Genomic DNA, 21,207 nt, shown 5'->3' with positions numbered 1-21,207 from the left:
GGGCCGAGCACCTGGCGGTATCGTAGCCGAGCGAAAGCCATAACCCCGGAGGCACGAACGGAGTGGTATGAGCGCACCACCGGGAGAATACTACACAGAGGAACGCTGGAAAAACTGGATCGAACGAATCGAAGCCGAAAGTATCGATCCCGAAGAAGAAGATTCGGCCCGTCTGTTGTTGAACCTCCAGGACGATGCCGCGATCGCCGTCGCCAAGATCGTCACCGATTACGAGGACGGCGAACTCGACACCGAGACGGCCCTGGAAGAAATCGGGTCCGTCCGCGACATCGTGCTCAAAGAAGTCGAGATGGACGACGAGGAGAAACTGATGGTCGTCGACGGCGTCCAGACGTCGCTGGTCTGTGTCTTCTATGCAGCCGAGGAGTATGTCGCCGGTGATGTCGCCGAAGCATCGATCGACGATCTCATCGAGGCAGCGGGCGACGCCGAAGCGAGCGAAGATATGGACGCCGCGCTCGGCTACTGTGTCCAGGCCGGGACGCGAATCTTCGCTGACGAAGACGAATTGTCGATGGATGTCGTCGACGAACTCGAATTCGGACTCGTCGCCGAGTGGGTCAACGGCCTCGACAGCCTCCAGACGGCACTGAGCGATCCGGAAGTCGTCGAAGAAGACGAAGACTGATCGTCGGACGCCGTCCGGCAAGCGGCACACACATTTTTATCGACGACGACGAAAGGTCACTTAATGCCGTTCCGGGACGATGACCGCGCCCAAGCGATCCAGATCGGAGCCGTCTTACTGTTTGCCGTACTGGTGATTGCCTTCTCGCTGTTTCAGGCGTTTGTCGTCCCAAATCAAAACCAGCAGGTCGAAGCAAATCACTTACAGACAGTCGCAGGCGACATGCAGGACCTGCGGAATGGGATCATCTCTATCCCGAGGACGGGGGAGGGACGATCGGTCGGGATCGCCCTGGGTACGAGTTATCCGGCACGACTAGTCGCGTTGAATCCGCCGCCGCCGGGCGGTCGCCTGCATACAGTCGGGACGAACGACGACACGATCAACGTGACAGTCGCGAATGCACGCGCAACCGACGAGGAAACGGACGATTTCTGGACCGGGACGAACCAGACCCGGAATTCGGGAGCGATCGCCTATACGCCGGACTACAGCGAATTTATCGATCCACCCACGATCGGCTACGATACCACAGCACTGTTCAGGCAGTTCGACGACGCAAGCTTGTGGTCGTCGGGACAGACGCTCGTCGATGGCCGTGAGATAACGCTCGTGGCGATCGAGGGGTCCTACGACCGGCGGTCGAGTCAATCGATTTCGCTCGATCTCGAAGCCCTCAGTGCCTCCCAGACTGACGTCGCGGTCACGAACGAAACAGGTGAGAACGTCACGATCGAGTTTGCGTCGATGCGCAACGCGAGCGACTGGCGGTCACTGTTGCGTGACTCCGGGCAATTTACCGACCAGAGCGGATATGTCGTCAGCGTCGATGGAACTTCGCTTCCTGAGGAATCGTTCGATCTGGTCTCGATCGCATTCGAGCAATCGGAGACGTACACGCTTCGGATGGCGAAGGTGGGTGTCGGAACGAACACCGAGTCGGAATCGGCCCGATATATCACAGACGTTGCCGGTGACGGAGCTTCGATCGAAGAAGAGAGTGGACGGTCGCTGATCGTCGAGACCCGCGATCAGTTCAACAATCCGGTCTCGGGCGTCGAACTGTCTGCAAGCGTCGAGGCAGGCCCCGAAAACGGGAGTCTCGTCAATTCGACGGTGGTTACTGGCGCCGACGGCCGCGCCGAGTTTGAGTATCTGGCCGACGATATTACGGGCCAAGCCAGCCGAACGGTCCGGATCAACGTCAGCCTCGATGGGCAACCAACCAGCGCGTTCGATCCACAGGGGTCTGAGAACGTCTCGATGGCCGTGACGGTCCAGAACACGGACCGGAGTGGACTAGACACGGGAGGTGGAAACGGAACCGGCGCGTACACGGTCGAGTGGCTCGATCCGAGCGGCCAGGCAGCAATCGACTGCCCGAGCGGCCCCGAGGAGGTCTGTACGTTCGATGCGAGTCAATCTTTGAGGGAGACACTAACGATGGGGACCTCTTCAATCGCCCAAGAGGCAACCGTCGAGTACGCACTCAACGACACGTCGATCGTTTCGTTGTCTCGCACGACCGGAACGACAGACGCGAATGGCGAAAACTCCACGGAAGTCGTCGCACTGGACGATGGATTTGTCAACGTGTACACGTCGAGTGGCTCGAGCGGCGATACGTTGGTCTTGGAGGTGATCAATGCAGTCAGCCTCATTTACAATAACGATGCACTGGCACAGGACGGGCAAGATGATCCACAGGGCAAAGACACGGCAGGGGGTGTAGAATTCAGCGTGACAAACGAGTACAGCTCAGACGTAACGATTGATTCCATAACGGTTGATCCGGTGAACGATGATATAGTGGAACTCAGTGATGAGCTCTTCAATCAACCGGATCCGGATAACGTGGAAATATACGTTGATGCTGATATCAGCGCATTTACGGACTACGGAGGCGGCGCAACGATTCCGGCCAGTGGATTGACAACGACAGTTGGGGAAGATGGACTGTACAACAGTGGAAACAAGCCAGTGATTAACGCAGGTAATTCCGCGACGATCTCCTTTTACGAGTTTTACTCTACCACCGGTAGCTCCGGAAACCGCAAGAACCACGATATGAATGGTGAGGAACTGAATATTACAATTACGTACACCGTTAATGGCATGCAAGCTACCGAGGAATTCACACTCACGGCCTAGTGATGGCCCACCGCGCACAATCCGATGTCATCGGCGTCATCCTCCTCACAGCCGTCATCGTCATTCTCTCGGTCCTCGTCGGCGTCGTAACCTTGGGTACTGTCGATACGACAGACAATCCGGCAGCGAATCTGGGAGTCGACGTCAATGGAACCGAACTGACGATCAGTCACCTCGGGGGGACCTCGTTCGCGCGTGGGGACATCTCGATCGTCCTCCGAGACGGGAGCACACAGCGACTCACCTTAACATCGTTCACGGGCGGCGACGGAGGCGATTCGTTTAGCCCTGGCGAACAACTCTTCTACACGCACGGACTCACCGACAGCGTTCGCGTGCTCGTCGTCCACGACCCGTCGAACACCGTTCTCTACGACGAGGCCTTCGATCTGCCCGACTCAGGTGGCCCGCTCGTCTGGGCAAGTGCCGGCGACTGGGATAGGGCTGTCAGCGAGGGCGGGGTGGTCCATGCGGACTTCGGCGATCACAGCGCCGACCGCATTGACCTCGGCACGCCGGCGACTGATGATGCCCTGATCGCGTACTGGCCGCTGGACGATCCGACCGACCCAATCGCCAACGCCGCGGGGAACGATCGGGACCTCACCGTCACCGGCGACCCGGCGCTCGACCGGCCGGGGCTGTTGAACACCTCTGCCGTGCAGTTCGACGGCACCACGGACCAGCTCGAAGATCAAAACGCCGACGAATACCTCAACGGGCGGTCCGCGGTCACGATCTCTGTCTGGGTGCGATCGAACGTCACGGGTACTGACCACGGTATCCTGACCACGGCCGCACCCGATGACACCGACGACTACCTTGGACTGCGGTACGACGAAGATGGGTGGGCTGGGGGTGGAGACGACCTAATAAAGGGGGCCGTTTCGGTCGATGGCCGAGTGGTCCAGTTCGAGAGTTCGAGCAACGTCCAGACCACGGACTGGCAGCACGTCGTGCTGACGTGGGAGAGCGGGGAGCGCCCGCGCCTCTACCTGAACGGCAGCGAGGACGGACTCAGCTACCTCGGCGACGGCGATGGCAACGAGAACGCCTACGACAGCGGCTTCCCGACGGGCACCACCAGCGCTGTCACCCAGCTCCTGGTCGGCCAGGGCACGAAGGACGACCGCTGGGACGGCTCCATCGAGGAGCTCCGGGTCTACGACCAGCAGCTCACCGCGACGGAGGTGGCCCGGCTCTACAACGGCACCTCGCCGGCAGCGTCAGAGGTCTGGCAGGGGAACCTGACCAGCGGCGTCAAACGGTTCGAGCGGAACGTCGATCCATCGAACCTATCGCTGACAGACGTCGAGGCGACGATTCCAACGGGAACCACTGTCACCGTGACCGTCGAATCCGACCCCGGCGACAACGGGTCGTTCACCCAGAGTGACGTGATCAGTCTCGACGGGAGTGATTCCTACGACGTGACGGGCCTGTCAACCCCGAGTCGTCACTATCGACTCGTCGTCACTCTGGCAACAGATTCGCTGACGACCGGACCCCGATTCGGTGGTGGCACTCTCGAAGGCGACTGACGGTCGTCAGATTTTTCGACAATCGACGAAGTATTGATCGACAGAAACATAAGTCACTTCGCCGTCAGTGAAACTGAACCATGACTACCGCCGGCATCGACGCCGTGGAAATCCGTACCGGCAATCTGAAACTCGACCTCGCTGAGACGTTTGCGCCCGTCAAAGACGAGGACCCCGCAAAGTACACGAAGGGGCTGGGGTTGCACGCCAGTTCGTTCCCCGACGCCTACGAGGATATCGTCACGATGGGGGCAAACGCAGCCAAGCGGCTGATGGATCGAAAGGGACTCACTCCCGAGGACATCGGCCGGATCGATGTCGCCACCGAGAGCGCGTTCGACCACTCCAAACCGGTGTCGACGTACATCGCCGGCTGCCTGGAGGACGTCTTCGAGGACGACTTCCACCACGCGAACAAGGGCGAGCGGAAGTTCGCCTGTCTGGCCGGGACCCAGGCGATCGACGACGCCGTCAACTGGGTCACATCCGGGAAGAACCGTGGTCGGGCCGCACTCGTCATCGCGACGGACACGGCACTGTACGAGCGCGGCGACTCCGGTGAGGCCACCCAGGGCGCTGGTGCGGTCGCCATGCTGATCGACGAGGATCCCGATCTCACAGTGGTCGAACCCCTCCAGGGCTTTGGCAGTGCCGACGAGACGGACTTCCTCAAACCCAACCAGCAGTTCCCCAGCGTCGACGGCAAACGATCGATGCAGGTCTATCTTGCCCGGATGCGCGAGGCGCTTCGCGATCTCGAGGAACAACAGGATCTGCATCCTGATGACTTCGCCGTCGTACCCTTCCACATCCCCTTCCCCGGGATGGTCCGGAAAGGCGCCGCACTCGGCTATCGCCACATTTCGCGCGGGACGGACGTCGAGGATGCGCTGGCAGAGGAAATCGGACCACAGCCCCGACCCGACGACTTCGAGGACGACGAGGCGTTCCGGGATGCACTCTCAGAATACACCGACGACTTGACCGAGACCGATCGCTACCAGGAGTGGTACGATCTGACGGTGGAACCGACGCTTGGGATCTCCCGATACGTTGGCAACTGGTACACCGGCTCGGTCCATCTCGCACGGGCCGCCGCGCTCCGGGACGCCCGCGAGAACGGCCGCGACCTGGACGAACAGCAGATGCTCGTCTGTTCGTATGGCAGTGGTGCACAGGCCGAGGTCCACATCGAGACCGTCCAGCCTGGTTGGGAAGAAGAGATCGCCCAGCTCAACGTCGAGGAGCAACTGCGCGAGCGCTACGATCTGAGCTTCACCGAGTACGAGCAGATCCACGACGTCCACAATTACGACGAAAGCACCGATATCGACGCCTTCACCACGCCCGAAGAAGAGTTCGTCTTCGACGGTTGGGGTCGAATGGGCGAGCGCAAGTACACCTACGTCGAGTAACGTCGTCGATTTTCACGCCGGGACGCCGCCGGTTGGGGTCTACCGCCCGGACGGCGGGACCGGGATGTGGTCGCCCTGGCCCATCGTATCGCGGCCGCATCCCCTCGCCGTCTTTCTCAAAACTGTTCGTCACCAGCGTCGAGTACGGCCGAAAGCTCGGTCGTCGTCGTCGCAAGCGCGAAGCCATCGACGCGTGCCAGATCGGCTGCGTGCTCCCAGACGTCCGCGTTCTCGATCCCGTGGAGGACAACCGCGTTCGGGGTGGGATTGACCACGCGCATCGCCACGAGCGGTGACTCGCCCCGAGAGACGTTCGTGAACACGAGCACCCGGTTGGAACTCTGGCCGTACAGGCGATAGAATTCCTCACTAGAGAGGCGTCTGATCGCCGCAATAGAGTCGATAACCGTCTGGCCGACGACGGTCTCCTGAGTCCCAGCCGCCAGTTGGGTTGCATCGATCGCATCGAAATAGCGCTCGATAGGGACCGCAGCCGAGAACTCCCGGAGGTCGAGCACACTGTCTCTGTCGTAGCCTGCAGAGATGACCCGTGCGTGCTGGCGGATGTGTCTCCCGCCGCGCCCTTCGTCGATATCGAGCAGTGCCTCGACCGTGCGTCTGACGACCGCGATCCCCGGATTGTCCCGCCGGCCGCTCTCGTAATCGGAGACGACGGACGGCGAGACGTCCAGTCGGTCTGCGAGTTCGGTCTGGGAGACTTCGAAGTCGGTCCGCCATTTCCGGATCGTCTCCCCTGAGCGCTCGCTACAGGCAATTTCGCCGGCGATGCGTTCGGCCAGCTGTGCACGTTCGCCCTGACTCATGGGTTGTCGTCGGTGACCTGCGGATATAACTCCTGTCGAATCGTTACTCGACTCCCGTCGAACCACCCCTCTGGACGGAACCACTCGTCTGGGCAGATGTCCGACGATCGCCCCGAAAAAACTTGCCTATCCGTCACTCAGTACCAAACACCATGCCCTCGACGGTGGTCCATCTCGCACTTGCAGGCTTGCTCGCGGCAGGACTGCTCGGGGCAGCGTTCGATCTCCGGGCGCTTGCCGTCGTATTCGTGGCGGCGGCGATTCCCGACCTCGACGCGTTCGCAAGCCTCGTGGTCGAGAGTGCACACCGTGCCGTCCTGCACACGTTCCTGTTACCGATGGCAATCGGGCTCGTCCTCTGGTACGATACTCGCTACCGGGAGACGTCGTTCGTCCGGGCCCGCTGGGACCACACAGGCGTTCGTGTCGCCTGGGTGAGTCTCCTCTCGCTTGCGATCGCAGGCATCGGGCTAGACATGTTTACCAACGGGGTCAACGTCTTCTACCCGGTCCACGACCAGTTCTACCAGCTCGACGGCGAAATACTGCTCTCGACCCACGACGGGATCGTCCAGACGTTCGTCGACCTTTCACAATCGACGGCCGACGGTGCCAGCAGTGGCGGCGGGAGCGGCGGCGAGGTCGCCGTCGGCTCGACGGACGAGACGTTCTACAGTTCGGGCGTCGATCCCTGGGAAGGGGAGGAGCCGGCGAACGTCGAACGGACTGTCCCCGTCGTCCGGTCGGGCCAGCAACTCCTGCTCGTTGTGACGAGCGCGGTAGTCGTCGGTGGCCGGCTGATCGAGCAACGCGTCGCCGGCGAGCGGTGAACGACGGTGACCGAGCGGACGGGACGGCTACTCGGCGAAGTCCCGCCAGCGAGTCAGCCCAATCGCCACGGCGAGAAAGACCACGGCCAGGGCGCCAAGGGAGAGAAATGCCGGCCAGACGTCCTCAGTCGTCCCGTCGATCATGAGCCGGCGCAACCCGCGGTGGAACTGATAGAGTGGCAACAATCGGCCGATCGTTTGCAGCGTCTCGGGCATGATGTCCAGCTCCCAGAAGACCCCCGAGAGGAACATCATCGGGAACGCGACGATCCCGCCCAGGCTCGTCGCGGCATCGGGATCCGGCAGGAGACTCCCCAGGGCCATCCCGAGCGCCGAGAAGCCAACGGCCCCGACCAGCAAGAGCGCGATCGAAAGCGGCCCTGGCACGACCGTGACGCCGAAGACGACCGCCGCGACGACCAGCATCACCCCCGTCAGGACGAGGGCCAAAAGCGACTGCTGGATAACGTTCGCGAGGATCCAGTCGCGCTTCCGTAACGGCGTCGCGGCGAGTCGTTTGAGCGTACCGTCGTCGGTGAAGCCCGCGATCATACTCGGGACAGTCATCACGCCGTTGATCAACACTAGCGTGGCGATAAACGCCGGCAGGTAGTACTCGACGGCATCCAGCCCACCCGGTCCCCTCGTGGCCGAGGCCATCGTGACGGGCGGCTCCTCGACTCCGATCGCCGCCTGATTGAACTCCGCGACGACCTGTGCGAGGATTCCTCGGACGACAGGTGCCGATTCATCGTCAGGCGGCGCGTACAATTGCACCGTGGCACCGGTCGCGTTGGTCCCATTCATCTGTTCTCCGGCCGTCGCGAGGCCGCGTTGAATCGACTGTCGCTGACTCGCGTTCAACTGTCCCTGGACGGCTGCAACGGTGTCTCTGACAATCACCATCCGGGCACGCCCGGCCTGCTCGCGGACATCCTCGCCAAAGCCATCAGGAATCACCAGCACGCGACGAGTGTCGTCACTCTCAGTAACATTTTGGGACGCGTTGACATGCGTGACTGACAACGGATCGACGCTCCCTATGCTCTCGGCGAACCGCGCCGAAAGGTTCGTCGGTTCGCCGTCGGGACCGAGATCCTGATTGTGCACGGCGATGCCGAACGCGGGCGCGCTGGCAGCGAAGACGCTGCTGAATATCACCAACAGGATAATGGGAAAGAGGACGACGAAGAAGACAGTCTCCCGGGAACGCGACCAGTCTTTCAGGAGTGCGATCAAGAGGGCGAAAATGCGTGTCACGACAGCTCACCGCCTGGCTCCGGCGTCGAACCGGCCAATCGCAAGAACACGTCCTCCATGCCCGCACTCACCAGATCGATCGCCCGGTCGTCGCCTTCACGATGGAGGCGACTGAACGTCTCCTGTGCTCGCTCGCGGTCCTCGAAGAGGCCAACCACGTCGCCCTCGTCAGTCCGGTACGTGTCGGTTGCATCCGCCGCGAGGATCTCCTCGATCGTGTCGTCGTCAGTCGGTTCGTCTCGGCGACTGTCGGCCCTGACGACGACTTTGATCGCACCGCCGTAGCGTTCGATCAGGTGCGGAACGGTGTCGACAGCCTCGATCGTGCCTTCGAGCAACAGGGCAGCCCGGTCGGCGAGTTGTTCGACTTCCTCCATGTAGTGAGTCGTCAGAACGACCGTCGTCCCGCGGTCGGCCAGCGCCTCGATCCGGTCCCAGGTCTGGCGGCGCGCGTCCGGATCCAGGCCGGTCGTCGGTTCGTCGAGGAACAGCACGGACGGGTCCCCGACGAGCGCCATCGCGATTCCCGTCCGACGCTGTAGCCCGCCAGAGAGGGCCTCGAATCGACGGTCGGCCCACTCCGCCAAATCGAGTTCGGAGAGGACTGTCTCGACAGCGAGACTGTCGGTGTACAGTTGCGCGATGAGTGCGACGTTCTCCCGGACCGTCAGTCGCTCGAAGGTGTGAAACGACTGGGGGACGACGCCGATCTCGGCTTTGATCGCACGGCCAGCAGTTCCAACGTCGTTCCCCAAGACCGTGGCCGATCCACCGCTTGGCGTCCGGAGACATTCGAGCATCTCGACGGTCGTCGTCTTGCCCGCGCCGTTGGGTCCGACGAGGGCGAAAATCTCCTCCTCGCGGACCTCGAAGCTAACACCGTCGACGGCCGTTGTCTCTCCGTATGTTTTCTGTAAGTCTGTGACGGTGATGACCGCCCCAGCGGTTGGACTCTCTGGTACAGTCATTGGATCGCACGCTCTTGGCACGCTGACATCCGTAATCGTCTGTCACTATTGCCGGTAAACCTTAAAACAGATGCAGACCGGTTCCGAGGAGATCCGCTCCGCAACATCTAACCGCCGTTCGCTCCAGGGTTCGGCAATGACTGACTGGACGGAGAAACACCGCCCATCGACGCTCGCGGAGGTGCGGGGCAACGACAAGGCCCGCGACGCACTCGCCGAGTGGGCCGAAACCTGGCCCGACCACCGCGAAGCCGTCATTCTCCATGGCTCGCCGGGCGTCGGAAAGACCTCTGCAGCCCACGCCCTTGCGGCCGATTTAGACTGGCCGACCATCGAGTTGAACGCAAGCGACGCCCGGACGAAAGCCGTCATCGAGCGCGTCGCCGGCGAAGCGGCCAAAAGCGGGACGCTGACCGAAGGCGGGGCTGGTCGACGCCTCCTCATCCTCGACGAGGCGGACAACCTCCATGGGAACGCCGATCGCGGAGGGGCGCGGGCGATCACCGGCGTGGTCAACGAAGCCAGCCAGCCGATGGTGCTGATCGCAAACGAGTTCTACGAGATGTCAAATGGCCTCCGGAACGCCTGCCGCGACATCGAATTTCGGGACGTTTCGACACGCTCGATCGTCCCTGTGTTGCGGGATATCTGTCGCCAGGAAGATGTCGGCTTCGAGGACGACGCCCTGCAGAAGATCGCCGAGGCCAACGACGGCGACCTCCGGGGAGCGATCAAGGACTTACAGGCGGCCGCGGACGGTCGGGAGACGATAACTGCCGAGGGCGTCGTCACTGGCGATCGTGACCGGACGACGGGTATCTTCGACTATCTGGACGCCGTTCTCAAGGAAGCCGATGCCCAGCAAGCCCTGGAGGGATCCTACGACGTCGACGAGACGCCAGACGACCTCATCTCCTGGATCGAGGACAACATGCCAAAAGAGTACGAGGGGACGGAACTGGCGGCTGCCTATCGATCGCTGTCGAGCGCGGACCGCTGGCTCGGCCGGGTTCGGGCCACCCAGAACTACTCCTTTTGGCGATATGCCGCCGACAACATGACAGCCGGCGTGGCGGCCGCCCGTGACGGGAAAAAGAGCGGGTGGACACGCTATGGGCCACCGAGTTACTGGTCGAAACTCGGCCGGACAAAGGGGGCACGCGGGACCCGCGACGACGTGGCGCGGGCAATCGCCCAAACCAGCGGCGTCAGCATGAGTACGGCCCGCCGGAAGATCCTTCCACATCTGGAAGTCATCACGCATCACTGCAAGAACCGCGAGGCGACGGTCGCGATGGCCGCCGCCTACGATCTGTCGGCCGAACACGTGGCTTTCGTCACCGGGAGCGGCGAAGACACGAACAAGGTCCAGTCGATCGTCGAAGACGCCCACCAATTGCGCGAGGAAGCTGCCGTCGAGGGCTCTGAAGGGGCGTTCGAGCCTGGTTCAGATGAAGGCGATCCAAGCGACGAGGCCGAGAGTGCCGCCGAGGGAGACGCCAGAGTGACAGCCGCGGACGACGGCGATACATCGGCGAGCATCGAGCGTGACGAGGCGAGCGATCCTAGCCAGGGAGAAGCCCAGGAGAGCGAAGACGACCAGCAGACCGGCCTCGGCGATTTCGTCTGAGGCTGAACGTTGCCCGGCCGATCCGGAACAGCTCCGGTGGTTCGAGTAGCTGATGGCTGGACGATTTCATTGTCGCTACCCTTCTGAACGTGCTAAGAGCGGAGCCTAGTGTGCCGGATCCGCACTCCGCCAGGTCCCGATCGCACTCCCGACGAGTGCGCCGAAGACGACGAGTCCAGCGAGCAGATAGACGATCCGATGGATGGTCGACCCGGCAAGCAGGTGCCGGCCCAGATAAACCGTCGGCACCAGCGCGACGATCGCGACGACGGGCGCAGTCCGGTAGGCCGCCGGAAACGCCCGGCGATCGACGACCACCAGGGCGATCACCGAGAGTACCAACACGAGCAGGACAGCGTACTGCAGCGTCTGGAGGACTGGCGTGTAACTGCTGATGAACGGCGGCGTCAACAGGACTTGCACGGGAAAAAGCAGGAGAGCGAGGACGGCAGCACCTTTCAGCTGCGGAGTGTGGATTGCATCAGCCCAGGACGCGACCAGCGCGAAGGCAAAGGCCCCAAAGATCGTAAAGGCCGTCCAGAAGTGCGCCGTCAAGATTGGAAACGTGAAGTTGACGACTGTCTGCTGGCCGAGCAGGACTTGCAGCGGCGTCAACAGCGCCCCGACGATCAACGCGTTCCGGATCTTCGGTGCCACGTCTCGTCGCCAGGCTTCGAGTGCCGTCCCGACGATGAACAGGCCACCGACGCCAGCGACGACCCGGTGGATCCACTCGAAGAAACTCGGGAACGATTCGGGAAAGAGGTTCAGGATGCCGCCGTCACAGACCGGCCAGCGCGCCTGACAGGCCAGCCCAGCGCCGTAGGACTTCGTTGCGACTCCGAGAAGGATCGTCGCGAAGACGAACGCTGTCGTGACAGCAACGAGAGAGCGAAACCGCCGGTCCATGCGCGACCGTTCGGTCGGGTCCCACTTAGCCTCCCGCATTCCGGCCGATCGGTCGGTTCGACACTGGCCGGCAGGCAATCCTTTTTGGTACTGGGTAACAGGCATCTCGCATGGGACTCGAAGACGACGCCCTGGAATATCACCGGCGCGACCCGCCCGGGAAACTCGAGATCGCCACGACCAAGCCGACCAACACCCAGCGGGATCTCAGCCTGGCGTACTCGCCGGGCGTTGCCGGTCCCTGCCGGGAGATCGACGCCGATCCGACCGATGCCTTCGAGTACACCTCGAAAGGGAACCTCGTCGCTGTCGTCTCCGATGGCAGCGCCACGCTCGGACTGGGGGACATCGGGCCACTCGCCTCGAAGCCGGTCATGGAAGGCAAGGGCGTGTTGTTCAAGCGATTCGCCGATATCGACGTCTTCGATCTGGAAGTCGACGTCGGCTCCGCCGAGGAGATGATCGGCGTCGTCGAGGCACTGGAACCGACCTTCGGCGGCGTGAACCTCGAAGACATCGCTGCCCCGGCGTGTTTCCGGGTCGAAGAACACCTCAAGGAGTCGCTGTCGATCCCCGTCTTCCACGACGACCAGCACGGGACCGCGATCATCAGCGGGGCGGCACTGCTGAACGCCACAGATATCCTCGGCAAAGCCATCGACGACCTCGAAGTCGTGTTTTCGGGTGCCGGGGCGAGTGCGATCGCCACAGCTCGATTTTTCGAGTCACTCGGTGTTCCCGCGTCCGGAATCACGATGGTCGACTCGGGCGGGATCGTCACCGCGGATCGAGCGGCAGCCGGGGACGTCAACGAGTACAAGGCCGAATTCGCGAGCGATCGACCGGCCGGGGACCTGGCCGAGGCGATGGTCGGGGCGGACGTCTTCGTTGGCCTGTCGGTCGGCGGCATCGTCGATCCGGAGATGGTGGCCGCGATGGCCGAAGACCCGATCGTCTTCCCGATGGCCAACCCCGACCCCGAGATCGACTATCCCGCGGCCAAGGCGGCCGGCGAGGGGACTACGATCGTCGCAACGGGCCGGTCTGACTATCCCAACCAGGTCAACAACGTCCTGGGCTTTCCCTTCATCTTCCGTGGGGCACTCGATGCACGGGCCAGGACGATCAACGAGGAGATGAAAGTCGCCGCCGCCCAGGCCCTTGCCGCCCTCGCCCGCGAAGACGTCCCGGATGCGGTCGTGAAAGCCTACGGCGGCGAGGCGATCCAGTTCGGCCCGGAGTACGTCATTCCGAAGCCGCTGGATCCACGCGTGCTCTTCGAGGTCGCCCCCGCCGTGGCACGAGCAGCCATCGAGTCCGGCACGGCGCGACAACAGCCAGATCTGGACACTTACGTCGAGGGGCTGGAAGCTCGTCTCGGGAAATCCCGCGAGATGATGCGGGTCGTCCTCAACAAAGCCAAGAGCGATCCAAAGCGGGTCGTCCTCGCGGAGGGCAACGACGACGCGATGCTCCGGGCGGCCTACCAACTGGCGGACCGCTCGATCGCCGACCCAGTGCTGGTCGGAGACCGAGAGTGGATCCGATCGAGCGCCGAACGGCTCGGGCTCTCGTTTACCCCGGAGGTGGTCGATCTCGACGACGAAGACGTCGAGCGATACGCCGATCGGCTCTACGAGCTCCGCAAGCGAAAGGGGGTGACACGCCGGGAAGCCCGTGATTTGCTCGCCAATGGCGACTACCTCGCCAGCGTCATGGTCGAAGTGGGCGACGCCGACGCGATGCTGACTGGCGCGACCAACCACTATCCGTCGGCCCTTCGGCCGCCACTGGAAGTCATCGGCACGGCACCCGACGCCGAGTACGCCGCAGGCGTCTACATGCTCACGTTCCGCAATCAGGTGCTGTTCCTGGCCGATACAACTGTTAATCCGGACCCAGACGCCAAGGTGCTGACAGAGATTACGCGCCACACTGCCACACTCGCCCGGCGGTTCAACGTCGATCCGCGCGCCGCACTACTCTCCTACAGCGACTTCGGGAGTGTCGATGACGAACGCACACACGCCCCGCGGGAGGCCGCCCGCCGGCTCAGGGCTGACCCGGAAGTCCAGTTCCCCGTCGACGGCGAGATGCAGGCGGATACGGCCATCCTCAGGGAAATCCTCACAGGAACGTACGAATTCTCCGCTCTCGACGATCCGGCCAACGTGTTGCTCTTCCCGAATTTGGAGGCTGGCAATATCGCCTACAAACTCCTGCAGACGCTCGGCGGTGCGGGCACCGTGGGGCCGATGCTTGCAGGCATGAATCGGCCAGTCCACGTCGTCCAGCGTGGTGACGACGTCGAGGATATCGTGAACCTGGCTGGCGTCGCCGTCGTCGACGCACAGGCAGCCAAGCACCGACAGAAGTGACGGCCACCGGAACCCGAATCAATCGTCAGCCGCCCGGTCAGATCGTGAGGGGGGAGGGACACGCTGGTCGGTTGCCGTGGGCGGTTCCGGACGCAGACAGCGCTCACGCTCGTCGTTGACGTGGGCGTACTCCTCGGGCGCGTTGGCAAGCGGGTGGGCCGGATTGACGTCCGAGGCGATACGGGCGGCCCGGAGGGAATCGAACTCGCGCATTCGTGCCCGGATACCGCGCCAGTGGTGTCGAGAGGCCGGCGGGATCGACAGCGTGTGTGGGGACTCGGCGACCGGATCCTCGAAGGCGAGCATCGCGGCGTTGACGTTGCCGGCGAGGTCGTCGTGATCGATGAGAACACCGATCTGTGCTCGGTTCGGTGCCCTGGCTGCGAGGACATCGAGGCCCAAATGGAGGGCTCGATACTCCGCGACGTTGTTGTCCGGCACCACGTCCGGCACCGAGAGGCGAGCGACACACTCGCCGTCTCGCGTTTCGATCACGACACCGAGGCCACCTTCGGACTCGCGAAACGACCCATCGGTCGCGAGGTAGAAGTCCCGGTGATGGGTCCGTGGCGGGTGGGCGATATGTGGCGTCGGAGAATCGTCGAACAGGTCACGGAGTGTCGGCCGGCCATATGCGGCCATGTCTATCGGTCACGGTCGAGCCCTTGTAAATCTTCCTTGGATGCTAACTGTTGACAAACAAAGTGCTCAACAGTAGTCGAGACGTTCTTGAGTCCGCCGACCGAAAGCAATCGGGATGACAGCAGATCTCTTCTCACCGCTCGAACTGCGTGACGTGACGGCTTCTAACCGCGTGATGGTCTCGCCGATGTGCCAGTACTCGTGTGAGGACCGCGATGGGGTCCCAACCGACTGGCACCAAACTCACCTCGGGAGTCGAGCTGTCGGCGGTGCCGGCATCGTCATGTCCGAAGCGACGGGTGTCGAGCCCCGCGGGCGGATCTCACCTGAAGACACCGGCATCTGGTCGGCCGAACAGATCGAGGCGTGGCGACCGATCACCGACTTCATCACCGAACAGGGGTCCGTCCCGGCGATCCAACTCGCCCACGCCGGTCGGAAGGCCTCGAAGAGCCGTCCGTGGGACGGCAGCGAACCAGTCCAGCCCGCGGACGGCGGCTGGGAGACGATCGGGCCGAGCGGACAAGCTTGGCCGTACGACCAGAAAGCCCCGCCACATCAGCGGCTGGACCAAGCAGCCATCGAGGACGTGATCGATGGGTTCCGGACGGGTGCCGAAAACGCTCTCGAAGCCGGCTTCGAGATCGCCGAGGTGCACGCCGCCCACGGCTATCTACTCCACGAATTTCTCTCACCAGTCACCAACGACCGCGACGACGCGTACGGCGGTGACTTCGAGTCCCGGACGCGACTGCTCAGAGAGGTCGTCACGGCTGTCCGTGACGTCTGGCCGGAGGAAAACCCTATCTTCGTGCGCATTTCGGCGACCGACTGGCTCTCGGATCGGGACTCTTGGACAGTCGATCAGTCCGTTCGACTGGCGGGCGACCTCGCCGATCGCGGCGTCGATCTTATCGACGTGAGTTCCGGCGGCATCGCGCCGGCGTCTCACCCCGACGACGCCGGCCCCGGCTATCAAGTCAGCTTTGCCGAGCGCATCGACGAGGGGACACCCGAGTCCCTGGTAGTCGGTGCCGTCGGCGCAATTACGACGCCACAACAAGCCACCCAGTTGATCGAGAACGGACGGGCCGACCTGGCGATCGTCGGGCGTGAGCACCTCCGCGATCCGTATTTCACCATTCGGGCCGCCGACGAACTCGATGCCCTCGATCGCGTCAGGGTGCCACCGCAGTACGACCGGGCGTTCTGAGATAGTCTTTTGCCAACGGCGGTCATCATCGCCGGCATGGTCGACCGGATCTTGTTTCCGACGGATGGCAGCGCGGGGGCGATGGCAGTGCTCGAACACGCCCTCGACCTCGCAACCGACCACGAGGCGAGCGTCCACCTGTTGACCGTCGACGAGTCGGGATTCGACTCTGCGGAACTACTTGCCCTCGCCGGCGACCGCGCGCGGGAACGTGGACTCGATCCCGAAACAGTTCGTCGAGAGGGAGAAGTCTATCAAGAAATTCTCGCGTATGCACAAGAGGCAGCCGTCGACGCGATCGTGATGCCGACCCACGGCCGATCGGGACTCGAACGACTGTTGCTCGGCAGCGTCACGGCCCGGATCATGCGTCTCGCGGACATCCCGGTGCTGACGGCGACGCCGGATGCGGAACTGCGCTACCCGTACCGACGGATTCTCGTCCCGACCGACGGAAGCCAGGCCGCCCAAGCAGCGGTCGAAGTGGGGGCGACACTCGCTCGCGTCGCGGCTGTCCCGTTGGCAGTGCTGTCGGTCGTCGAACAGACACAGCTCGGAGCCACCGTTCGTTCGACGACGAGTCGCGAGCACATGGAAGATCGCTCGCGAACAGCCGTCAAAGAAGCGACGGAGACGGCACGATCCGCAGGCGTTTCGGACATCTCGACAGCCGTCGTAACGGGCCGGTCGATCCCCGAGACGATCCGGTCGTACGTCTCAGACCAACACAGTGATCTGGTCGTGCTTGGCACCCACGGTCGGACCGGATTGGACCGATATCTCTTCGGGAGTACCACAGAGGCACTGGTCCGCACAGCGACGGTTCCAGTGATGACTGTGCGTCCGCCAGACAAGTGGAGTGGCTGACTATGCGTGTCAGTGGGCCTTCCAAATCGACCGCCATGTCGAGATATCGACGCGGTGCCCTATCGAATCTGGGGCTGTGCGATCCCGGTACTGTCTGTCGATCACGCGCGCAAAATCACTCGTGATAATCTGGCCGACAACCTTTTTACCGAAATCACCCACGATGGATATGTGGCACCGCAAGGTGCCCACTTTCCCCCCACCCCCACCCCCCACCCCACTTTACTTTCCGCTCGCTCTGTACTGACTGGGCTGGTAGTCTGTCAGAGCCAGACCAGTCGCTCAGTGTCCGGCTCAGCGGAGAACGAACCAAACAGCGCCGGTCAGCAGTACCTCGGGTCAGTAACTTCGATCGACCGGTTCGTAGGATTTGCTCTCACCGTCGAGGATAACCGGCACGTAATACAGATCCAGGTCGCCGTCGTTCCAGGCGATCATCGTGTGTTTGAGCCACTCGTCGTCTTTGCGGGTCTGGTGTTCGGCCCGCCAATGAGCCCCGCGGAACTCAGTTCGAGCGAGTGCTCCCAGCGCGATCGTCTCGGCGAGGTCGATGATATTGCGCGTCTCTAAGGTGTGAATGAGGTCGGTGTTGAACGTCCGGGACGGATCCTCGACAGCCACGTCTTGGTAGTCCCGCCGGGCATCCTGTAAGTCTTCGAGGGCCGTTTCGAGGCCCTCTTCGGTCCGGAAGACGTTGACGTTTGCTGTCATCGTCTCTTGGACCGCTGCCCGGATATCGGCGTGGTTTGTCCCATCGTCTTCGAGCAGGGCCTCGATCCGCTCGCGTTGGGTCTTGACTTCGTGCTCGACGACAGCCGTCGGATCGGCGAGCGAACCGCCATCGGCAACCGCGTCCTCGTCGGCCCCGTCGATCGGCGTGTCGACTGCACCAGGCTCGACCGCTGGACTCACGTCACCGGCCTCGCTCCGGGCCGAGTGGCCGGTCGGGATCTCTGCCGTCTTCATGTCTCGGCCGGCGGCGTGATAGCCCGCGCGCTTCCCGAAGACGAACAGTTCGGGCAGGGCGTTGCCACCTAACCGATTCGCACCGTGAACCGAGACGCAGGCACACTCACCGGCGGCGTACAGCCCGTCGATGCACGTCTCGCCGTTCTCGTCGGTCTCGATGCCGCCCATCTGGTAGTGCTGGCCGGGTTTGACCGGCATGGGCTCTTCTAAACCATCGACGCCCTCGAAGTCCGCCGCGAGGTGGAGGATGTTCTCTAAGCGATCCATGATCCGCTCTTCACCCAGATGGCGCATGTCGAGGTGGACGTATTCGTCCTCGACACCGCGACCCTCGTTGATCTCGGTGAGTTCTGCCCGCGAAACCACGTCACGCGAGGCGAGTTCACCCTCGTTGTTGGCGTAACCGCGCTCGAACATGAATCGTTCACCCTCCGAATTGTAGAGGATCCCACCCTCCCCGCGGACGGCCTCGGAGATGAGGACGCCCGTCGACGGGAGAGATGTGGGATGGAACTGCACGAATTCCATGTCTTCTAAGGGCACGCCGGCACGGTAGGCCATCGCCTGGCCGTCGCCGGTGTTGGCGACCGCGTTGGTCGTGTGATCGAACACTTGCCCGAGTCCACCGGTCGCCAGGATGACGCCATCGCGAGCACGGAATCCCTCGACTGCGCCGGTCTTGATATCGTAGGCGGCGACACCGTGACAGGTCCGGTCCTCGGGATCGTCTTCGTCAGTCACCGCGAGATCGGTGACGTACCACTCCTCGTAGACCTCGATCCCGCGCTTTACCACCTGCTCGTACATCGTGTGCAGCAGGTGATGGCCCGTCTCCGCACCGGCGTAGGTCGTCCGTGGATACGAGAGGCCACCGAACGGACGCTGTGAGACCGTCCCATCCTCCTCGCGGGAAAAGGGCATCCCCCAGTGTTCGAGTTGGATCACGTCCTCCCGGGCGTCTTTCGTCAGGGTCTCGATCGCCGGGGCGTCCCCCAGGAAGTCAGACCCTTTCATGGTGTCGTAAGCGTGGTCCTGCCAGGAATCTCCTTCCTGAAGGGCGGCGTTGATCCCACCCTCGGCCGCGCCTGTGTGGCTGCGGACTGGGTGGAGTTTCGTCACGATGGCTACGTCAGCCCCTTCCTCTCTGGCCGCGATCGCTGCTCGTAACCCCGCGCCGCCCGCACCGACGACGATGACGTCGTGTTCATGCATTGTAATCACCAGAATTTGATATCTTCTTTGATCGCTTCGCGTTTCAGTTCCTGAATGTGCTCGGTCAGGGGGATGTCCTTCGGACAGACCTCCGTACAGGAGAACTGGGTCTGACACCGCCAGACGCCGTGTTCCTGTTCGACGATCTCGAGTCGCTCTTTGCGTCGGTCCTCGCCCTCGCGGTTGTCCATGACGAACCGGTAGGCCTTGTTGATCGCCGCCGGGCCGAGATACTGGTTGTCGCCCGCAGCGACGTTACACGACGAGGTACACGCACCACACTGGATACACCGTGTCGAGAGTTTGATCTTCTCGCGGTTCTCTCTGGTCTGTCGCTGTTCGTCGAGGGCGTCTTCGGGTTCCTCGTCGGGGTCGAAATACGGCTCGACAGCGTCCATCTGCTCGTAGAAGTGCTGCATGTCAACCACGAGGTCCTTGACGACTTCCTGATGGGGCAGCGGTTCGATCTGGACCGGCACATCGAGGTCGGAAATCTGGGTCTGACACCCGAGCCGTTGGGAGCCGTTGACGAACAGCGCGTCCGATCCACAGACACCCTGCCGACAGGAGTGACGGAAGGTGAGACTCGAATCGAACTCGTCGCGGGCGTAGATCAACGCATCGAGCACCGTCATGCCTTCTTCGAGAGGCACGTGGAAAGCATCAAAGCGTGGCGTCGTCTTGCCTTCGACCTCTGGATCGTACCGGTAGACCAGGATCTCGACCGTCTCGACATCTTCGGCCGCCGCGTCCGCCGCTTGCTCCTCGCGGGCGGTCGCCCGTTGGCCCTTCTCTCGGAGCCGTCGCTCCTGGTGAGATTCTTCTCCCGTGTCTGGCACCGACGGTTCCGGGTTGGTATCGGTGGCCGGTGGCGTCTCTGTCTCTACGTCGGCCGCTGCTTGTGGGTCCGGTTCGGCGTCACTGTCGGTACTCATAGGCTAATCCCCGCCATTGCGATTGCCACGCGGAATCCCTGGACGATCAACAGCAGACCAGCAAGCGAGAGGCCAAAGCGGGCGACGCGCTTTTGTGTTCCCGAGATGCCCTGGTTGACCAGCGCGTTGTACACGCCGTTGACGCCGTGGAACGTCGCAGTGATGAGAAACACGATCATCGTCAGGAAGTACCCGAACTGACTCATCCGGGCTTGGGTACCTGCAAGCGTGATCTCGGCAGCGTGGTTGACGAAGTGCAACAGGAAGAAGTGAAAGGCAAGCGTGCCGATCAAGACGACAGCCGTGATCCGTTGGAGGAACCAACTCCACCCACCGGATTCGAACGAAGAGTAGTATTCCGCCATCGATCACACCCCCGCGAGGAACGTTGGGACACTGGCGACGGCGATTGCACCCGTGACGATCAACGAGACGTAGAAGCTCAGATCCTGGCGCTCGAGTCCGAGCCCCAAGTCGATGAACAAGAGTCGAATGCCGTTGAGCATGTGAAAGACCGCAACAGCGAGCAACCCGACTTCGAGCAGTCGCACGATCAAGAGGTCTTCGAGCCCCGAGAGCGTCGTGGTGTACAGATCCTGGGGCGCGGCAGCCGGGTCAGCGCCGATAGCAGTACTCAACACGGCGATGTGTGTAAACAGGTAGCCGACGAGCACCCAGCCGGTGAACTTGTGGAGGACCCACGCCCACATCCCGGCGGAAAACTCCCGCCAGCGACCGACGTCCTCGACGGCCCCACGGTCGTACGTTTGTGCCATACGCACAAGCGACGGACCGGACCATGATAGTTGTTGTC

At 62.6% G+C, this 21,207-nt stretch carries 18 protein-coding genes; 9 read left to right on the top strand and 9 right to left on the bottom strand.

The genetic code is table 11. The annotated features are described in order from the left end of the window. The first annotated feature begins 67 nt into the window (after positions 1 to 67). From FR699_RS02815 to hmgB, 4 genes are all read left to right on the top strand, one after another. The gene (locus tag FR699_RS02815) at positions 68 to 649 is read left to right on the top strand and encodes a DUF2150 family protein (protein WP_154551883.1); all 582 of its coding nucleotides are present in this window, start codon (positions 68 to 70) and stop codon (positions 647 to 649) included. 63 nt (positions 650 to 712) lie between these two features. Next, positions 713 to 2,800, top strand: a complete 2,088-nt coding sequence (locus FR699_RS02810; RefSeq protein ID WP_158853867.1) for a hypothetical protein — start codon at positions 713 to 715, stop codon at positions 2,798 to 2,800. Positions 2,801 to 2,802: 2 nt separating this feature from the next. Continuing rightward, entirely contained in the window at positions 2,803 to 4,341 is a 1,539-nt protein-coding gene (locus tag FR699_RS02805) for a LamG-like jellyroll fold domain-containing protein (RefSeq protein WP_158853864.1), read from the top strand. Positions 4,342 to 4,421: 80 nt separating this feature from the next. After that, a complete protein-coding gene (hmgB, locus tag FR699_RS02800) occupies positions 4,422 to 5,756 on the top strand; it encodes a hydroxymethylglutaryl-CoA synthase (RefSeq protein WP_158853861.1) in 1,335 nt (444 codons plus the stop codon). A 116-nt stretch (positions 5,757 to 5,872) separates the two neighbouring features. Here hmgB and FR699_RS02795 read toward each other — a convergent pair whose 3' ends face one another. Beyond that, complete coding sequence (locus FR699_RS02795; protein ID WP_154551887.1) at positions 5,873 to 6,580, bottom strand: helix-turn-helix domain-containing protein; 708 nt, start codon at positions 6,578 to 6,580, stop codon at positions 5,873 to 5,875. A 152-nt stretch (positions 6,581 to 6,732) separates the two neighbouring features. On the opposite strand from FR699_RS02795, the gene FR699_RS02790 reads away from it, so the two are divergent. Further along, positions 6,733 to 7,410 (top strand): metal-dependent hydrolase, encoded by a 678-nt coding sequence (locus FR699_RS02790; protein WP_154551888.1) that lies wholly within the window; start codon positions 6,733 to 6,735, stop codon positions 7,408 to 7,410. 27 nt (positions 7,411 to 7,437) lie between these two features. Here the strand turns inward: FR699_RS02790 and FR699_RS02785 are convergent, their stop codons facing one another. Both FR699_RS02785 and FR699_RS02780 read right to left on the bottom strand, forming a co-directional pair. After that, complete coding sequence (locus tag FR699_RS02785) at positions 7,438 to 8,670, bottom strand: ABC transporter permease (protein ID WP_158853859.1); 1,233 nt, start codon at positions 8,668 to 8,670, stop codon at positions 7,438 to 7,440. Next, the gene (locus FR699_RS02780) at positions 8,667 to 9,638 is read right to left on the bottom strand and encodes an ABC transporter ATP-binding protein (RefSeq protein WP_158853856.1); all 972 of its coding nucleotides are present in this window, start codon (positions 9,636 to 9,638) and stop codon (positions 8,667 to 8,669) included. Before FR699_RS02780 ends, FR699_RS02785 begins: the two co-directional genes overlap by 4 nt. Positions 9,639 to 9,774: 136 nt before the next feature. Here FR699_RS02780 and FR699_RS02775 point away from each other — a divergent pair, with 136 nt between their 5' ends. After that, entirely contained in the window at positions 9,775 to 11,268 is a 1,494-nt protein-coding gene (locus FR699_RS02775; RefSeq protein WP_158853853.1) for a replication factor C large subunit, read from the top strand. 105 nt (positions 11,269 to 11,373) lie between these two features. Here FR699_RS02775 and FR699_RS02770 read toward each other — a convergent pair whose 3' ends face one another. Beyond that, positions 11,374 to 12,177 (bottom strand): COX15/CtaA family protein, encoded by an 804-nt coding sequence (locus tag FR699_RS02770; protein ID WP_158853851.1) that lies wholly within the window; start codon positions 12,175 to 12,177, stop codon positions 11,374 to 11,376. A gap of 110 nt (positions 12,178 to 12,287) precedes the next feature. Between FR699_RS02770 and FR699_RS02765 the strand changes: the two genes are divergently transcribed. Beyond that, a complete protein-coding gene (locus FR699_RS02765; protein ID WP_158853849.1) occupies positions 12,288 to 14,555 on the top strand; it encodes an NADP-dependent malic enzyme in 2,268 nt (755 codons plus the stop codon). 18 nt (positions 14,556 to 14,573) lie between these two features. Here FR699_RS02765 and FR699_RS02760 read toward each other — a convergent pair whose 3' ends face one another. Further along, positions 14,574 to 15,197 (bottom strand): ribonuclease H, encoded by a 624-nt coding sequence (locus FR699_RS02760; protein ID WP_154551894.1) that lies wholly within the window; start codon positions 15,195 to 15,197, stop codon positions 14,574 to 14,576. A 115-nt stretch (positions 15,198 to 15,312) separates the two neighbouring features. Between FR699_RS02760 and FR699_RS02755 the strand changes: the two genes are divergently transcribed. Continuing rightward, a complete protein-coding gene (locus tag FR699_RS02755) occupies positions 15,313 to 16,410 on the top strand; it encodes an NADH:flavin oxidoreductase/NADH oxidase (RefSeq protein WP_158853846.1) in 1,098 nt (365 codons plus the stop codon). Between the two features lie 36 nt (positions 16,411 to 16,446). Then, entirely contained in the window at positions 16,447 to 17,277 is an 831-nt protein-coding gene (locus FR699_RS02750) for a universal stress protein (RefSeq protein ID WP_158853843.1), read from the top strand. A gap of 339 nt (positions 17,278 to 17,616) precedes the next feature. Here the strand turns inward: FR699_RS02750 and FR699_RS02745 are convergent, their stop codons facing one another. Genes FR699_RS02745 through sdhC form a run of 4 tightly spaced genes read right to left on the bottom strand, consistent with a single transcriptional unit; the run spans position 17,617 to position 21,169 of the window. After that, the gene (locus FR699_RS02745; RefSeq protein WP_158853840.1) at positions 17,617 to 19,458 is read right to left on the bottom strand and encodes an FAD-binding protein; all 1,842 of its coding nucleotides are present in this window, start codon (positions 19,456 to 19,458) and stop codon (positions 17,617 to 17,619) included. A gap of 5 nt (positions 19,459 to 19,463) precedes the next feature. Beyond that, positions 19,464 to 20,393 carry a succinate dehydrogenase/fumarate reductase iron-sulfur subunit gene (locus FR699_RS02740; RefSeq protein ID WP_158853837.1) on the bottom strand — a complete coding sequence of 310 codons (930 nt, stop codon included), beginning with the start codon at positions 20,391 to 20,393 and terminating at the stop codon, positions 19,464 to 19,466. Continuing rightward, on the bottom strand, positions 20,390 to 20,758 hold the full coding sequence (locus FR699_RS02735) for a succinate dehydrogenase hydrophobic membrane anchor subunit (RefSeq protein WP_154551900.1): 369 nt from the start codon (positions 20,756 to 20,758) through the stop codon (positions 20,390 to 20,392). Before FR699_RS02735 ends, FR699_RS02740 begins: the two co-directional genes overlap by 4 nt. Before the next feature lie 3 nt (positions 20,759 to 20,761). Beyond that, on the bottom strand, positions 20,762 to 21,169 hold the full coding sequence (gene sdhC, locus FR699_RS02730) for a succinate dehydrogenase, cytochrome b556 subunit (RefSeq protein ID WP_154551901.1): 408 nt from the start codon (positions 21,167 to 21,169) through the stop codon (positions 20,762 to 20,764). Positions 21,170 to 21,207 lie beyond the last annotated feature (38 nt).

This window comes from Halorhabdus sp. CUG00001, from assembly GCF_009797925.1.
Classification (GTDB): Archaea; Halobacteriota; Halobacteria; order Halobacteriales; family Haloarculaceae; genus Halorhabdus.
The sequence above is the reverse complement of the archived record's forward strand: the minus strand, read 5'-3'. Positions and strand labels throughout refer to the sequence as shown.

Excerpts from the sequence above, each read along its gene's own strand:
- FR699_RS02815 (WP_154551883.1), top strand. The coding sequence starts at position 68 with ATGAGCGCACCACCGGGAGAATACTACACAGAGGAACGCTGGAAAAAC.
- FR699_RS02810 (WP_158853867.1), top strand. The coding sequence starts at position 713 with ATGCCGTTCCGGGACGATGACCGCGCCCAAGCGATCCAGATCGGAGCC.
- FR699_RS02805 (WP_158853864.1), top strand. The coding sequence starts at position 2,803 with ATGGCCCACCGCGCACAATCCGATGTCATCGGCGTCATCCTCCTCACA.
- hmgB (WP_158853861.1), top strand. The coding sequence starts at position 4,422 with ATGACTACCGCCGGCATCGACGCCGTGGAAATCCGTACCGGCAATCTG.
- FR699_RS02795 (WP_154551887.1), bottom strand. The coding sequence starts at position 6,580 with ATGAGTCAGGGCGAACGTGCACAGCTGGCCGAACGCATCGCCGGCGAA.
- FR699_RS02790 (WP_154551888.1), top strand. The coding sequence starts at position 6,733 with ATGCCCTCGACGGTGGTCCATCTCGCACTTGCAGGCTTGCTCGCGGCA.
- FR699_RS02780 (WP_158853856.1), bottom strand. The coding sequence starts at position 9,638 with ATGACTGTACCAGAGAGTCCAACCGCTGGGGCGGTCATCACCGTCACA.
- FR699_RS02775 (WP_158853853.1), top strand. The coding sequence starts at position 9,775 with ATGACTGACTGGACGGAGAAACACCGCCCATCGACGCTCGCGGAGGTG.
- FR699_RS02770 (WP_158853851.1), bottom strand. The coding sequence starts at position 12,177 with ATGGACCGGCGGTTTCGCTCTCTCGTTGCTGTCACGACAGCGTTCGTC.
- FR699_RS02765 (WP_158853849.1), top strand. The coding sequence starts at position 12,288 with ATGGGACTCGAAGACGACGCCCTGGAATATCACCGGCGCGACCCGCCC.
- FR699_RS02760 (WP_154551894.1), bottom strand. The coding sequence starts at position 15,197 with ATGGCCGCATATGGCCGGCCGACACTCCGTGACCTGTTCGACGATTCT.
- FR699_RS02755 (WP_158853846.1), top strand. The coding sequence starts at position 15,313 with ATGACAGCAGATCTCTTCTCACCGCTCGAACTGCGTGACGTGACGGCT.
- FR699_RS02750 (WP_158853843.1), top strand. The coding sequence starts at position 16,447 with ATGGTCGACCGGATCTTGTTTCCGACGGATGGCAGCGCGGGGGCGATG.
- FR699_RS02745 (WP_158853840.1), bottom strand. The coding sequence starts at position 19,458 with ATGCATGAACACGACGTCATCGTCGTCGGTGCGGGCGGCGCGGGGTTA.
- FR699_RS02740 (WP_158853837.1), bottom strand. The coding sequence starts at position 20,393 with ATGAGTACCGACAGTGACGCCGAACCGGACCCACAAGCAGCGGCCGAC.
- FR699_RS02735 (WP_154551900.1), bottom strand. The coding sequence starts at position 20,758 with ATGGCGGAATACTACTCTTCGTTCGAATCCGGTGGGTGGAGTTGGTTC.
- sdhC (WP_154551901.1), bottom strand. The coding sequence starts at position 21,169 with ATGGCACAAACGTACGACCGTGGGGCCGTCGAGGACGTCGGTCGCTGG.